The organism is Stenotrophomonas sp. AN71 (assembly GCF_050435725.1).
GTDB lineage: Bacteria > Pseudomonadota > Gammaproteobacteria > Xanthomonadales > Xanthomonadaceae > Stenotrophomonas.
In genome coordinates this window covers 74,783-88,403 of record NZ_JBNDKU010000001.1, presented here as the reverse complement: position 1 = coordinate 88,403, position 13,621 = coordinate 74,783, and the positions used below count along the sequence as shown (strand labels likewise).

The 13,621-nt window shown below is 66.9% G+C and carries 13 protein-coding genes; 12 read left to right on the top strand and 1 reads right to left on the bottom strand.

Translation table 11 applies throughout. The annotated features are described in order from the left end of the window. Positions 1–154 precede the first annotated feature (154 nt). On the bottom strand, positions 155–1,138 hold the full coding sequence (locus tag ABH900_RS00410) for a helix-turn-helix domain-containing protein (protein WP_429620208.1): 984 nt from the start codon (positions 1,136–1,138) through the stop codon (positions 155–157). A gap of 692 nt (positions 1,139–1,830) precedes the next feature. On the opposite strand from ABH900_RS00410, the gene ABH900_RS00405 reads away from it, so the two are divergent. The 12 genes from ABH900_RS00405 (at position 1,831) to ABH900_RS00350 (ending at position 13,600) form a co-directional block, all read left to right on the top strand. Then, the gene (locus ABH900_RS00405) at positions 1,831–2,019 is read left to right on the top strand and encodes a Flp family type IVb pilin (RefSeq protein ID WP_014037517.1); all 189 of its coding nucleotides are present in this window, start codon (positions 1,831–1,833) and stop codon (positions 2,017–2,019) included. 89 nt (positions 2,020–2,108) lie between these two features. Further along, positions 2,109–2,654 (top strand): A24 family peptidase, encoded by a 546-nt coding sequence (locus tag ABH900_RS00400; RefSeq protein WP_429620206.1) that lies wholly within the window; start codon positions 2,109–2,111, stop codon positions 2,652–2,654. Next, positions 2,651–3,127 (top strand): TadE/TadG family type IV pilus assembly protein, encoded by a 477-nt coding sequence (locus tag ABH900_RS00395; protein WP_429620204.1) that lies wholly within the window; start codon positions 2,651–2,653, stop codon positions 3,125–3,127. The genes ABH900_RS00400 and ABH900_RS00395 overlap by 4 nt, the downstream gene beginning before the upstream one ends. Positions 3,128–3,152: 25 nt before the next feature. Further along, positions 3,153–4,184, top strand: a complete 1,032-nt coding sequence (gene cpaB / locus ABH900_RS00390; RefSeq protein ID WP_429620202.1) for a Flp pilus assembly protein CpaB — start codon at positions 3,153–3,155, stop codon at positions 4,182–4,184. 18 nt (positions 4,185–4,202) lie between these two features. Beyond that, a complete protein-coding gene (locus tag ABH900_RS00385; RefSeq protein ID WP_429620200.1) occupies positions 4,203–5,561 on the top strand; it encodes a type II and III secretion system protein family protein in 1,359 nt (452 codons plus the stop codon). A 27-nt stretch (positions 5,562–5,588) separates the two neighbouring features. Next, the gene (locus ABH900_RS00380; protein ID WP_429620198.1) at positions 5,589–6,845 is read left to right on the top strand and encodes an AAA family ATPase; all 1,257 of its coding nucleotides are present in this window, start codon (positions 5,589–5,591) and stop codon (positions 6,843–6,845) included. Further along, the gene (locus tag ABH900_RS00375; RefSeq protein WP_429620196.1) at positions 6,830–8,179 is read left to right on the top strand and encodes a CpaF family protein; all 1,350 of its coding nucleotides are present in this window, start codon (positions 6,830–6,832) and stop codon (positions 8,177–8,179) included. Before ABH900_RS00380 ends, ABH900_RS00375 begins: the two co-directional genes overlap by 16 nt. Positions 8,180–8,181: 2 nt before the next feature. Beyond that, positions 8,182–9,138, top strand: coding sequence for a type II secretion system F family protein (locus ABH900_RS00370; protein ID WP_429620194.1), 957 nt, complete (start codon positions 8,182–8,184; stop codon positions 9,136–9,138). 28 nt (positions 9,139–9,166) lie between these two features. Next, the gene (locus ABH900_RS00365; protein ID WP_429620191.1) at positions 9,167–10,102 is read left to right on the top strand and encodes a type II secretion system F family protein; all 936 of its coding nucleotides are present in this window, start codon (positions 9,167–9,169) and stop codon (positions 10,100–10,102) included. Beyond that, entirely contained in the window at positions 10,102–10,986 is an 885-nt protein-coding gene (locus ABH900_RS00360) for a Flp pilus assembly protein TadD (protein ID WP_429620189.1), read from the top strand. Before ABH900_RS00365 ends, ABH900_RS00360 begins: the two co-directional genes overlap by 1 nt. Then, positions 10,983–11,438 carry a DUF3613 domain-containing protein gene (locus tag ABH900_RS00355; protein ID WP_429620187.1) on the top strand — a complete coding sequence of 152 codons (456 nt, stop codon included), beginning with the start codon at positions 10,983–10,985 and terminating at the stop codon, positions 11,436–11,438. The genes ABH900_RS00360 and ABH900_RS00355 overlap by 4 nt, the downstream gene beginning before the upstream one ends. 8 nt (positions 11,439–11,446) lie before the next feature. Further along, positions 11,447–13,600 carry a TadG family pilus assembly protein gene (locus tag ABH900_RS00350; RefSeq protein WP_429620185.1) on the top strand — a complete coding sequence of 718 codons (2,154 nt, stop codon included), beginning with the start codon at positions 11,447–11,449 and terminating at the stop codon, positions 13,598–13,600. Positions 13,601–13,621: the final 21 nt, after the last annotated feature.

The window sequence follows — 13,621 nt, the reverse complement described above, 5'->3', positions numbered from 1 at the left end:
CGGTGCCTGCGCACTTCAATCCGGCACGGCAATCGCGCATTCCGGCAAATCCACGGCCGGAATCGGCAGCCGGTTATGCAGAAGCGGCAACGCTATCGGCAAGCGGATACGCAATTCCGGCATAAACAACCGGAAAACCCTTATGGCGCTTGATTCAGGCCGGCTGGCCGATCTGTGCCGGGGCACGCATCAGGGTGTCGCGCGGCAGTTCGCCGAATACCTTCCGGTAATTGTCGGCGAAACGCGAAAGGTCCCACAGGCCACAGCTAAGGGCGATGGCCTTCACGGAGCGACGGCTGGAATCGGCCATCGAAAGGCTGCGGCAGGCCGCGCACAGGCGCAGCATCGACAGGTAACGGTTGGGCGAGGTGCCAAACAGATCCTCGAATGCATAGCGCAGGCCACGTTCACTGACGCCGGCGGCGTCGCAGATCTCATTCATGTAGATATTGCGGCGCAGGTTGAGCCGCATGAAGTTCTCCGCACGCTGCGCGATCAGATAATGCGTGCGTCGCGCCCGGCTGCAACCGGGGCGGTCGGCCGCTCCTGCACCCAGCAACGCCTGCACATGCTCGTGCAGCAGGTTCTCGCTTTCTTCCGGCTGCAGGCCCACGCCCTGCCCCAGCTGCAGGTGCAGCTGCTGGTAATGGCGCGCCAGTGGCGTGGCTTCGCTGGCCAGGTTGAACAGCGAAAGTGCCTGCCCCGCAGGTGGCGTGCTGCGCAGGCTCAGTTCGGTCAGCTTGCGCTGCACCCGCGAAACCGGCACCAGCATCAACGTCATATGTGTACCCGGGCTCAGGGTGAACTCACTGATGCCCTCCGGCATGATGGTCAATGCCATGCCCGGGGTGAGCGGCACCCCATGACACCAGCTCAACGTTTCATCGGTGGCGTGCAGATAACCCAGCATCGCCCAGTCCGGCGGCAGCATGAAGCGGCCACGGCAATGGAAACCACAGCTGATGCTGCAGAACAGGGCTTCTTCATGCACGCGCGAGGCGAATGCCGCCCGTGGCCCGTTGCCATCAAGCAGCAGTAGTTCGACATCACATATACGAAGCACGCCGCTCAGCGTCGCCAGGTCAATCGACCGCAGGCCGCCGTCGTCGTCGCCGTCTCCTACCCCACCATCGACCATGACAGTGTTGTCCCCCGTTGATCCACCATGCGATGCGGCCCCCACTGCCTGACAGGGCCTGCACCGATCCACGAACCTCTTGCGTTGCCGTATGGAGCGCAGCGGCCTCGATACGGCCATCCCGGAAAATACGACTACTTGAACGCGAGTATGCCCGATAATACGCAGCGGTAAACCCACGGGCCGAAATGAAGAAAATAGATACACAGGTGAAGAAAATGTCGGAGCGAATGGCACGGTTTTCGCATGCGCCCGAATCCGGAATCACATTATCTACACGACGGTGAATCGTTTTGCCTGGGAATGGATTGCCGTCACAGAATCAGTCTGAAAATTTAAGGGTCAACAGGTTTCTGCCGAATTTGCATATAGGTTCCAGTTGCAGCGAACCGCCATTCAGGCAAAGTCGATATCACGGTGATCCGGCCATTGGAATTGGCCGCACCCAGGGGGACAGCATGACCACGCACGTATCGTCCGATGCTTCGACCAACGGCTCCGCGCCGTGCGGTCGCGGCCGTGCGGCCGGCGTCCCGACGGGAGACGATCACCCTGCTTGAGCACAGCGGGTCCAACCCGCCGTGCCTCCTCCGCCAGGACGCGCGGAGGCCCACGGACGATCCCGGCGGAGCCGGGCCACCGCCCAACGCAGGTGTACTGCATCCGCAGACAGGTAGAGGGAGACATTGGTCATGAACGCATCGATCCGCAAATTCCTGAAGGAAGAAGACGGTGTCACCGCGCTCGAATACGGGCTGCTGGCTGCCGTCATCGCCGGCATCCTGATCGCGGTCGGCAACGACCAGATCAAGGGGTTCTTCGAAACGCTGTTCAAGAACCTCTCGGCACTGGCCACCAAGGCGTCCGGCTCGACGACCTAAGCGGCGACCGCGCGCGGCCGCCAGGGCCGCCACCGCGGAGCGCATGGAACCAGGCGATGACCGTCCAGTGACGGACGACGGAGTGTGCGATGACACTACTGGGATTGTTGGCCATCGGCGTATGCCTGCGGATCGCGATCAGCGATCTGTATGCCCGCCGGGTACCCAACACCTGGCTGGTGGCCGCGTGCGTGATCGCCACCGCCGTGATCGTCGTCGGCCAGTTCAGTGCGCCGCGCCTGCCGTGGATACCCCACGTCGCGGGCGCGGCGCTCGGTCTGCTGGCGCTGCTGCCGTTCTACGCCGTGCGCTGGATGGGCGCTGGTGATGTGAAGTTCTTCGCGGTACTGGGTCTGATGCTGGGCTGGACCGCCCTGCTGCCGGTCTGGGTGATAGCCAGCCTCGCCGCCGGCCTGCATGCCCTGCTGGTAATGGCGGGCCGGCGACTGACCGTGCTGCTGCCCGGCCACCTGCAGATGCAGGTCAACCGCACCAGCCTGCAGTGGCAATCCCATCCGGCCCTGCGTGACATGCAGGCCGCCCGCCAGGGCCGGCGGGGCATTCCCTATGCCGCCTACCTGGCCATGGCCGCCATTGGCTGGGTACTGGCAAGCGTCTACGGAGGTGTGCCATGAACCATCGAGGTCCGCGCAGGCAGCGCGGCGTCGCCAGCATCGAGTTCGCCCTGATGCTGATGTTCGGCCTGCTGCCGCTGCTGCTGTTCACCTTCTCCGGTGTGATGATCATGGCCGCGCAGCAGACCCTGGCCACCGCCTCGGCAGAAGGTGCCCGCGCTTCACTGCGCTACGGCACCGCCGGCGAACGGCGCACCGCCGCCTGCGTCGCCGCCCGCTCCTCGATGCAGTGGCTGCTGCAGTTTTCCAAGCAGAACGTGGACTGCAGCAATGGCGGCACCAACGCCATCGTGGTCTCGGCACAGGCGCCCTGCACCGGCCTGGCCACCGCCCAATGCATGACCGTGACGGTCAGCTATGACTATGCCAGCTATCCCTTCCTGCCCGGCACCGCCACGCTCTACAAGTGGGTGATGCAGGCTCCCATCCGCAGCATCGCGGTCGCCCAGCTCGACCTCGGCAGCGGCACCTGATGATCGGCACTTTGGAGATGGTTCCATGCTCAAGTTGACCCGCATCGCTGCCGTCGCCCTGATCGGCCTGGCCGTGTTGCTGGCCCTGGTCGCCTTCATGATCGGGCGCAAGCCGGCAGCGCCCACCCTGGTTGCGCCGGTCGCACACAACGAGGCACAGGCGATCACGGTGGTGGAGGCCGTGGCACGCCTGCCAGCGGGAGAACCGATCAGCGCCAACGGCCTGCGCCTGGCCCAGCGCACCGCCCCGGTTGCAGGGGCGGTCACCAGCATCTCCGCCGTGGTGGGCAAGGTACCGGTGCAGGATATCGCCGAAGGCAGCCCGATCAGCAGCAGCGCCCTGGCGCAGGGTTTCTCGCTGCAGCTGCGGCCGGGCGAACGCGCACTGGCGGTACCCGTGGATGAACTGGTCGGTGCAGGCAACCGCATCCTGCCGGGTGACTTCGTCGATGTGTTCCTCAACCTGCGCAACACCCAACCCAACGTCAACGGTCCGGCCGAGGCCGCGCAGACCCGTCTGCTGCTGTCGCGCCTGCGCGTGCTCAGCTATGGCCAGCAGGATATCGCCCCGGTGGTCACCGAGACAGCGGCCGGCACGGACACCCGCAACGACCCGCGCGCGGCCGACATCACCGGTGGCAGCAGCAACCACGGCAGCGGCAACGAGACACCACAGCCTGCCCGCAGCGCCGTGCTGGCCGTACCGGTGGCCGACGCCAACCGGCTGCTGCTGGGCGCCCAGCAGGGCAAACTGTTCCTGGCACTGCGCAATCCCGCCGATACCGGCCTGCCGGATCTCGCACTGTTCCCGCAGTCGCGGGGGGTGATCGATCCGCTGCGCGGGCTGGACGCCGAGCAGCAGCTGGCGTTGCAGCGCCCGGAAAACCATGCCTTCGCCGGCATCGACGGCGATGGGCTGGCCGGTCGTGGCAGCGCACCGATCCGCAGCACGGTGGACGCGCCGGCCCGCGCACCCGCGCCGCGCCGCAGTGCACCGCGTGCATCGGGCATCGAGATCATCCGTGGTGACAGCTCCGCCCCCCGTGGTTCCCTTTGACCTGCCTCGAGCGCATCCATGACTGAACCTCGCCGCCGTCCACGCCCCTCCCCCCGCCAGCGCTGGCTGGCCCTGCTGCTGGTGCTGCTGGCGCCGGCAACGAGCGTGGCCGCCGACGATCTGGTGCTGCAGGCACGTGAGCAGCGGCCCTGGAACCTGCCGGCGGACCTGGAACGGGTCGCCATTGCCGACCCCGGCGTGGCTGACATCGTGATGCTGCGCGGACAGCGCCAGGCATTGCTGGTGGGCAAGATGCCGGGCACGACCACACTGCTGCTGTGGCATCGCAAGCAGGCCGAGCCACAACGGGTCCAGGTCCGGGTGCAGAGCGCGGTGCAGGGCGCCGCCAGCACAGGCGGCAACGACCTGGTGTTCACCCAGCAGGACCAGCAGGGGCTGCTGCAGGGAAGCACCGACAGCGTGCTCTCGCACATGCAGGAGCAACGCACCGCGGCGATGGCGCTGGGCAAGGACGGCGCACTGGCCGATGCCTCCACAATCAACAGCGGCGGCGTGGTGCAGGTCGAGGTCAAGGTGGTCGAGTTCAACAAGACCGCGATGAAGCAGATCGGCATCAATTTCCAGAATCGCAACGGTGGCTTTGCCTATGGCTTCGCCCGCCCTGGCACCGCACTGCCCGGCAACACCGGCCTGCTGCCGGGGATGAAGGAAGGCAACAGCAGCAATGAGGCGACCTCGCCGATCTCCTCTGCATTCCGGCTGGTGTTCGGCTCCACCAAGGGCCTGTGGAACGCCGACGTTGAACTGCTGCAGAGCAATGGCATGGCCCGCGTACTGGCCGAGCCGACGCTGGTCGCACTGTCCGGGCAGAGCGCCAGCTTCCTGGCCGGTGGCGAACTGCCGATCCTGGAGCCGCAGGGACTGGGCACCACCACCATCACTTACAAGCCGTTCGGCATCGGCCTGACCGTGACCCCGACCGTGCTGGCCGCCAACCGCATCGCGCTGAAGGTGGCCCCGGAGGCGAGCGATCTGGATTACAGCAATTCGATCATGCTCAACAACGTGCAGATTCCCTCGATCACCACCCGCCGCGCCGACACCACCGTCGAGCTGGGCGACGGCGAGAGCTTCGTCATCGGTGGCCTGGTCAGCTCCAACATCGTCTCCAACGTCAGCAAGATCCCGCTGCTGGGTGACCTGCCGATCATCGGCTCGTTCTTCCGCAATTTCGACTACAAGCGCCAGGACAAGGAGCTGGTGATCATCGTCACCCCACGCCTGGTGCAGCCGCTGGCGCGCAATACCGAACTGCCGCTGCCCGGCGAACGCGAGGCCAAGCCGCACCTGCCCGAATGGGGTTCCTGGCTGCTTGGACCGATCAGCCGTGATCCGGTGCCCGGCTTCTCGCGCTGACTCTCTGATGCCTGCGATACCACGCCCATGCCCTACGCCACCGCCCAACCACTGCACCCGCAAGGACCACCGATGAATCTGGTCCTGTACGGCATGGATCGCGAACTGCTGCCGCGGCTGGCCGCCAAGTTGCCGCCGACCTCCACCCTGCACTGGCAGGACAGCACGGCGCCGACCTCGGCACAGGATCTCCAGCGCGGCCCGCAGAACCTGGTGCTGCTCGACTTCCGGCCTGAGCATGCCGCCGCCTCCAGTGTGCTGGCGCAGCAGTTGCAGCAGACCCAGCCGGAGCTGCCACTGGTGGCAGTCGGTGCCACCAGCGCCGGCCAGGTCGAAGGCGTGGTACTGGCACTGCGCGCCGGCCTGCGCGACGTACTGGACCTGGACAGCGACAACGCCGGCATCGAAGCAGCACTGCGCCGCGCCTTGTCACCGCGGCCGGCCGCTGTGACCCAGCATGCGCACAAGGCGCGTCTGATCGTGCTGCTGGGCGTGCGCGCCGGGGTCGGCACCAGCACCCTGGCCGCGCATCTTTCGGTGCTGGCCCAGCAGACACGCGCATTGGCCCAGGGTGAAGCGTTGTTGCAGGATGGCCTGCTGATGGAGCTGGCGCAGCCCTCCGGTGACCTCGCCCTGTACCTCAATCTCGACAGCCGCTTCCACTACGAAGACGCGCTGCGCAACGCCAGCCGCATCGATGCCACCCTCGCCCGCACCGCCATGGCCCGTCACGACTCCGGGCTGGTGCTGCTGGACCGCGCCAGTGGCAGCGATGCGGTGCCGCCTTCCGACCCGGGCGCCCTGCTGCAGCGCCTGCGCGGGGTGTTTGCCAGTGTGCTGTGCGATGCCGGTGGCTGCCCGCTGCGGCAGCTGCCGCCGTTGCTGCTGGACCAGGCCGATGAGATCTGGCTGGTCACCGACGCCTCGATCGCCACACTGGTCTCGCTGGACCAGGCGCTGAAACACCTCGCCGGCCAGCGTGAGCGGGAGAAGCGACTGCAACTGGTGATCAACCGCCACGACGACAGCAGCGGCATGAGTCCAGAACAGATCGCGCGCCGCTTCGAGGTGCCGCTGCTGGCCACCCTGCCCGAACGCCCGCGCGTGCGCCTGGCCGCCAGCCAGGGCCACCTGCTGTTGCAGGATGCGCCGCGGGACCCCTATCTGCGTGCCCTCGCCCCGCTCGTGTCACGCCTGGATCCGGCGGCCTGCCCGGTCCAGCCGCACGGCCTGCGGGAAAGACTCTCCCTTGCCCTGGGTGGATCGCAATGGAAGACAAGGTAACCCCGTTCCCGCATGCCGTTGCCCGCGCGGCGCTGCCTGACAGTGCCCCCGGTCACCCGCCGTTCGCGCAGACCGAGCAGTACCAGAAGGTGCTGTCGGCCGCGCATGAGCACCTGCTCAACAGCATCGAGGACGAGCGTATCGACATCGATTCCTGGGCCCCGGACACCATCGCCCGCTGGGTGCAGGTGCAGACCGTGGGCTTCATCCAGGAATGGCGCATTCCGATCAACGAAGAAGAAATGCAGGTAGTCGCCGAGGGCCTGGTCAAGGAGCTGACCGGCTTCGGCCCGCTGGACGATCTGCTGCATGACCCGTCCATCGAAGACATCCTGATCAATGGCTTCAAGGACGTGCATGTTTCCCAGAGCGGCCAGCTCAAGCGTGCCACCCAGCGCTTCACCGATGACACCCACCTGCTGCGCATCCTGCGCCGCATCCTCGCCCCGCTTGGCCGCCGCCTGGATGATTCCAACCCGATGGTCGATGCGCGCCTGCCCAATGGCGGCCGCCTCAACGCGATCATCTCGCCGCTGGCGGTGGATGGGCCGATGGTGTCCATCCGCAAATTCCGCAAGGACCCGTTCACCCCCGACGAGCTGTTGGCCAAGGGCACCTTCGACGCACCGATGCAGGCGCTGCTGAAGGCGATGGTGCTGGGCCGCTGCAATATCCTGGTTTCCGGCGGCACCAGCTCGGGCAAGACCTCGCTGCTGAACGCGCTGGCCAGCTACGTGCCACCGAACGAGCGGGTGATCACCGTCGAAGACACCGCCGAGCTCTCGCTCAACCATCCGCACGTAGTGCGCCTGGAGAGCCGCATCGGCGGCGCCGAGGGCCAGGGTGCCGTGAGCATCCGCGACCTGGTGCGCAACAGCCTGCGCATGCGCCCGGACCGCATCGTGGTCGGCGAAGTACGTGGCGCTGAAGTGCTGGAAATGCTGCAGGCGATGAACACCGGCCATGACGGATCGATGGCCACCATCCACGCCAACTCACCGCGCGACTGCCTGTACCGCATCGAGATGCTGGCGGGCTTTGCAGGCTTCCAGGGCAGCGAAGACAGCCTGCGCCGGCAGATCGCCAGTGCCATCGACTTCATCGTGCAGATCTCGCGGCTGGGCAGCGGCCGTCGCGTGCTGGTGTCGATCACGGAAATCACTGGCGTCAGCGACAACCTGATCACCACCCAGGAAATGTTCCGCCACGAAGTGCAGATCGACGGCGCCGGCCGCGAAACCGATCGCTGGATCGGGCTCGGCTTCCATCCGCATTCGCACAAGCTGGAACCGTTCCGCCAGCAGCTGCGCGAATCACTGTACGGAGACTTCTGAGTATGGGCACTGGCCTGCTGCTGGGCGTGTTGAGCATCATCTCGGTGCTGCTGGCGCTTGCGGTCTGGCTGTGGGGCACCGCCAGCAGCCGCGAGCAACGCCAGGCCTCACTGCAGCATGCCGAACAGCAGCTGGCCCGTGGCAGTGGCGGCAGCGTTCCCGCCGCCGGACCGGTAGCGTCTGCTGCCAACGATCCCGCGCGCCCTGCCCCAGTCGGTCGACGTGCACTGCCCTGGGACGGCCTGTTGCAGCGCGCCGGCCTGCAACCCGGCTGGAAACTTCCGCTGATGCTGCTGGTGCCCGGCCTGGTGCTGTCGGTGGTGGCAGCAATGCGCCTGGGCACCGCATGGATGTTCCCGCTGACCCTGCTGCTGTACCTGATGGCGGGCTGGCTGTGGGTAATGCGCCGGATCACCCGACTGCGTGCCCAGCTGCTGCACCAGATGCCCGATTTTCTCGACAACCTGGTCCGCCTGACCGCGCTGGGCAACAGCCTGCAGGCCGCGTTCCAGGTGTCGTCGATGCAGACCAGCGCGCCGCTGCGTGGCCTGCTCGATACCACGGTGCGCTATGCGCGCAGCGGCATGGATCTGGACCGTGCACTGAGCCTGGCCGCGCAGCCCTATCGCATGGATGTGCTGAAGGTGCTGGCCGTGGTGATCGGGGTCAGTGTGCGCATCGGCGGCCGTGCCGATCAGATCCTGCAGCGCATGGGCGACTTCATGCGCGACCTTGAACAGGCCCAGCAGGAGCTGGCCGCCACCACCTCGGAAACGCGCATGTCGGCCTGGGTGCTGGGCCTGCTCCCGCCGGCCAGCGCGGTACTGATGGCGATTTCCAGCCCGGCGTTCTTCCAGCCAGTGCTGCATGACCCGCTCGGCCACAAGATCCTGCTGATCGCGCTGGGGATGGAGCTGACCGGTGCCTTCCTGCTGTACCGCCTGGCCAAATCACTATGAACGCCTGCATGCCCCCGGGAGCTGTCCGATGAGTGCCAGTGCCTGGTTCGCCCTGTCGCTGCTGGTGCTGGCCGCCGGCGTAGCCCTGCTCGGCATCGCCGGCTGGGTGCGCAGCCATCGCGAGCACCGCACCTCGTCCACCTTGAAGACCGCCCTGCAGCCACGTGACGATGCGCGCGACACCAATGCCGCGCGCCGCGATTCGCTGGGCTGGCTGGAGCGTTTCGGCCGCTCACTCAGCGGCGGCCGGCTGGAGGCCGCCCTGCTGGCCAACGAGGACCGACTGCTGCTGGACCTGGCCGGTTGGAACACGCGCCGAGGTACTGCCATCTACCTTGGCCTGCGCCTTCTGCTGGCACTGCTGGTGCTGGCGCTGGCCCTGGCCTTCAGCAGTGCGCATGGCCTGGCCCGGGTAATGGTGGTGATCGGCGCACTCGCCGCCGGCCTGTTGCTGCCCAAGTTCGTGCTGTCCTCGTGGGTCAAGCGCCGCCGCCGCGCGGTCGACAACGAGCTTCCGTTGCTGATCGACCTGCTGCGCCTGCTGCAGGGCGTGGGCTTCAGCATGGATCAGAGCCTGCAGACACTTGGCGACAAGCTGCGTGATGCACTGCCGGTGCTGGGAGGCGAACTGCAGGAAGCCAACGTGGCCTACACCCATGGACGCAGCCGCGCTCAGTCACTGCGTCGGTTGAGCGAGGTCTATGCCGATGATGACCTGACCAGCCTGATGCAGCTGATCCTGCAGGTGCATGCACACGGCGGCGCGGTGCAGGAACCGCTGCGGCAGTTCAGCATCCGGCTGCGCGAACAGCGCCGCAACACGCTGAAGGAGAAGGTCGGCAAGCTGTCGGTGAAGATGACCGTGGTGATGATGCTGACCCTGTTGCCAGCACTGATGCTGGTGCTCGCCGGTCCAGCGCTGGTCGCGCTGGCCACCACCATGTCCAAGATGGGATCCCCCTGATGCCAGCCCTGCGCACTCCCTGCCTGCTGCTCGCCGCCGTCGTCATGGCTGGCGGCTGCGCCTCAACCACGCCGAAGTACATGCGTGCGCCCAGCCTCGCTGCGCCCGAACCCGAGCCGCAGGACAGCCGCAACGCCTATCTGGAACTGATCGAGCGCATGCAGCAGCAAGGCGCCTGGTACGCATCGCTGGCCCATGTCGACGCCTTCCGCCAACGCTACGGCGACCGCCCCGCCCTGCGCCTGCTGCAGGCCGATGCGCTGCGCGAGACCGGTCAGGGCGACGCCGCCGTTGCGCTGTACCGTGAACTCTCCAATGGGCCGCAGGCCGCCGCCGCCGCGCACGGTCTGGGCCTCATCGCAGCACGCCGCGACGACGACGCCGGCAGCGAACAGGCGCTTGCACGCGCCACCCAGCTGCAGCCCCTGAACACCGACTACCTCGGCGACCTGGGCTATGCGCGGTTGCGCGCGGGCCAGTTCGACCAGGCCCGCGAACCGTTGGCGAAGGCGCTGGAGCTCTCCCCCGGCAATGCCAAGGCGACGGCCAACCTGGCGCTGTGGGCCGTACTGCGTGGCGATGAGGCAACTGCCGAACGCCTGGCCACGCAGGCCAACCTCAATGACGAGACCCGCCGCAGCATCCAGCAGCAGGCCCAGCAGATCCGGGCGCGCCTGCAGCAGCGGCAGGCCGCCGCGGCGGCAGTGCCTCCTGCACCTTCCCGCGCGGCGGGCGGCGGAACGGCACCTCGCACAGGCAACACCGCGCAGCTGGCCGTCGAGCCGCGTCGTGACCTGCGTGATGATCGCGACCCACAGCGTCTGCCAGCGTCGATGCTGGAACGCTTCAGCAGCTCCGACCACCCCACCGGAAACACGCCATGACCGCGATGCTCCTGATCCGACGCCTGCTGCCTGTGGTGACGTGCGTTCTCGTTGCCGGTGCCGCGCAGGCGCAACAACAGCCGTTGACCGGACAGATGCTCGGTGGCGCTGCGCCGTCTGCACCTGCTTTGCAACCAATGCAGACCGAGCCTCTGGCCACGGTGGATCTGGTCGCGCCGGCGGCGCCCCCACCGGCCAGCGCGACCACACCGATCGCCGCCTCTGCTCCCGCGTCCGCGCCGCGACCGGCACGGCCGCAGAACGGTGAGACCACGCGCAGCCTGTTCCGGCTCCAGGCGTCCGGTCAACAGGCCGGGCCGCGCCTGCCGATCCTCGGCGACCAGGCCACCCTCAGTTATGCGCGGTACCTGAAAAGTTTCGAACACGAAATCCCGGATTTCTTTGAGACCGATGTTGCCCGGTCCAAGGGACCCTCCTCCTCCGGACGCTGAGGTCGGCCATGAGACGCCCACGCCAGTTCAGCTTCAACCGCCCTCGGGGCGGAATGTCGGTCACCATGATGCTGGTCATGCTGGCGCTGCTGGCGATGCTGGGCCTGATCGAAATCGGCTACCTGTTCTGGGCAAAGCGCGACGCGCAGAAAGTGGCTGACCTGGCCGCGCTGGCCGGTGCGCAGCGGCTGGAGCTGTGCACTTCGAACAACAGCGACAACAGTGCGGCGCGGCAGAGTGCAGTGGCCCAGAACAAGTTCGCCGGGACGCTGCAGATCCGCTGCGGCAACTGGAGTGCCAGCCGCGGCACCACCAACCGGTTCGTCACCACCGTCGACGCCAGCAACCCGCGCAATGCCGTGCAGGTGATCGCCGAACGCAGCGTGCTGCCGTTCTTCGGCCAGAACACCAGCCTGCCCACCGTAAGCGTACAGGCCGTGGCCCGTCGCTCCGAACCCACCGCCGTGTTCGCGGTCGGGTCGCAGCTGCTGCGCACCAAGGGTGACTCGCTGCTGCTGTCGACCCTGCGCATGGTCGGCCTGGATGTCACCAATGCGACCGTGCTGTCCTACGACGGCCTGGCCCAGGCCAATATCACGCCCTCCGGCCTGCTGAAGGCGTTGAACATCCCGGTGACCGCCAACCTCAGCGTGGCCGACTTCAACCGTCTGCTGTCGGTCAACAAGATCTCTCTGGCGCAGCTGGTCGATGCGACTGCAACGGTGGTCGGCCGCGATACAACGGTTGGCGTGCAGCTGCGGGCGTTGTCGGACCTGGTCGCCACGCAGCTGGACATCAGCAAGCTCAACATCGTGCTGGGCAGCCAGTCCGGCGGTGGCGGCCTGTTCGCCGAGGTCGTTTCACCTGACGGTACCGTCGGCAGCGCGCTGGAATCGAAGGTCAACGTACTCAACCTGATCACCACCGCGATTTCCATTGCCAACGACGGCAATGCCGTGACCGTGCAGGGCCTGAACCTGCTTGGCATCAACGTGCAGGCCGGTGTGGTCGAGCCGCCATCGATCGCCATCGGCGGCGTCGGCACGCGGGCCTACAACGCCCAGGTCCGGCTGATGGTGGACGTGGACAGCAACAACCTGTTCGCGCTCGGCCCGCTGCTGAACCTGCTGGGCACGCGCCTGCATCTGCCGCTGCATGTGGATGTCGCCAATGCGATGGGCACGCTGACCGGCATCCAATGCGGCGCCAGCCCTCCCAAAGCCACCATCCAGGTCGACTCGTCCGTGCTGCGCGCCTGCGTCGGCAATGTCGATCCCGCACAACGCTTCTCCAAGAGCAACGTCTGCGATGCCACGCTGCAGAACGAGCAGCTGCTGAAACTACTGGGCCAGCCGTTGATCAACGACAAGATCACCCTGCCGGCACTGACCAGCTCGCAGAGCCTGACCCTGGCCGCCGGCGAAACCGGCTCGACCCAGATCAATCCGCTCGCGCTCGGCAATGCGGTGTCGGATCTGATCAACGAGCTGCTGCGCGTGCTATCGGGCATGCTGAGCTCGCCCAAACAGGGCATGAGCGCCAACGATACGGCCAAAGCCCTGGCCGATCGCTACCTGCAGGCCACCTTCCCGCCCAACACCCGTTACGACGTGGACAAGCTGATTCCTCTGCTGCGCGATGGCGATCCCAGCCGGCAGCTGGCGCCGCTCAGCAGTTGGACCGTGCCCGGTGGGCTGCCCTATGCATGCGGACTGCTGAACCTGGCCACCTGCCACAAGGACGGCCCGGTCTGGGATGCGTTCAAGGTGACGGTGACCGGCCAAGGGCTGGGCGTCCTCGACGGCCTGCTCGGCTCGCTGGTCGGCGGCCTGCTGATCAACCGCTGCGACAGCCTGCTGGGCAACCTGATCGACTACAACGGCTGCGTGCGCAACAACCTGGCGTCCTACATCCAGACCGCGCCGGCCGGCTTCCTCGACGGCACCGGCGGCACCGGCGTCACCGCTCCCGACGGCAGCGTCAGCTGCAGCGGCCTGCTGTGCACGCTGCTCAAGCCGGTGCTGGCCGCGCTCAAGCCCGTGCTCAACAGCGTGGGCACGCTGCTGACCAACCTGCTGGCCAACGTGCTGGGCCTGGAACTGGGCCGAACCGACGTCAACGTGCAGTCGATCCAGTGCAACGCCGCGCAGCTGGTCTATTGACCGGTGACGGGCGCCCTTGGC

Bases quoted from the DNA above. Each gene is read 5' to 3' on its own strand.
- ABH900_RS00395 (WP_429620204.1), top strand. From the start codon at position 2,651: ATGAACCATCGAGGTCCGCGCAGGCAGCGCGGCGTCGCCAGCATCGAG.
- ABH900_RS00385 (WP_429620200.1), top strand. From the start codon at position 4,203: ATGACTGAACCTCGCCGCCGTCCACGCCCCTCCCCCCGCCAGCGCTGG.
- ABH900_RS00380 (WP_429620198.1), top strand. From the start codon at position 5,589: ATGCCCTACGCCACCGCCCAACCACTGCACCCGCAAGGACCACCGATG.
- ABH900_RS00400 (WP_429620206.1), top strand. From the start codon at position 2,109: ATGACACTACTGGGATTGTTGGCCATCGGCGTATGCCTGCGGATCGCG.
- ABH900_RS00350 (WP_429620185.1), top strand. From the start codon at position 11,447: ATGAGACGCCCACGCCAGTTCAGCTTCAACCGCCCTCGGGGCGGAATG.
- ABH900_RS00365 (WP_429620191.1), top strand. From the start codon at position 9,167: ATGAGTGCCAGTGCCTGGTTCGCCCTGTCGCTGCTGGTGCTGGCCGCC.
- ABH900_RS00405 (WP_014037517.1), top strand. From the start codon at position 1,831: ATGAACGCATCGATCCGCAAATTCCTGAAGGAAGAAGACGGTGTCACC.
- ABH900_RS00355 (WP_429620187.1), top strand. From the start codon at position 10,983: ATGACCGCGATGCTCCTGATCCGACGCCTGCTGCCTGTGGTGACGTGC.
- ABH900_RS00360 (WP_429620189.1), top strand. From the start codon at position 10,102: ATGCCAGCCCTGCGCACTCCCTGCCTGCTGCTCGCCGCCGTCGTCATG.
- ABH900_RS00375 (WP_429620196.1), top strand. From the start codon at position 6,830: ATGGAAGACAAGGTAACCCCGTTCCCGCATGCCGTTGCCCGCGCGGCG.
- cpaB (WP_429620202.1), top strand. From the start codon at position 3,153: ATGCTCAAGTTGACCCGCATCGCTGCCGTCGCCCTGATCGGCCTGGCC.
- ABH900_RS00410 (WP_429620208.1), bottom strand. From the start codon at position 1,138: ATGGTCGATGGTGGGGTAGGAGACGGCGACGACGACGGCGGCCTGCGG.
- ABH900_RS00370 (WP_429620194.1), top strand. From the start codon at position 8,182: ATGGGCACTGGCCTGCTGCTGGGCGTGTTGAGCATCATCTCGGTGCTG.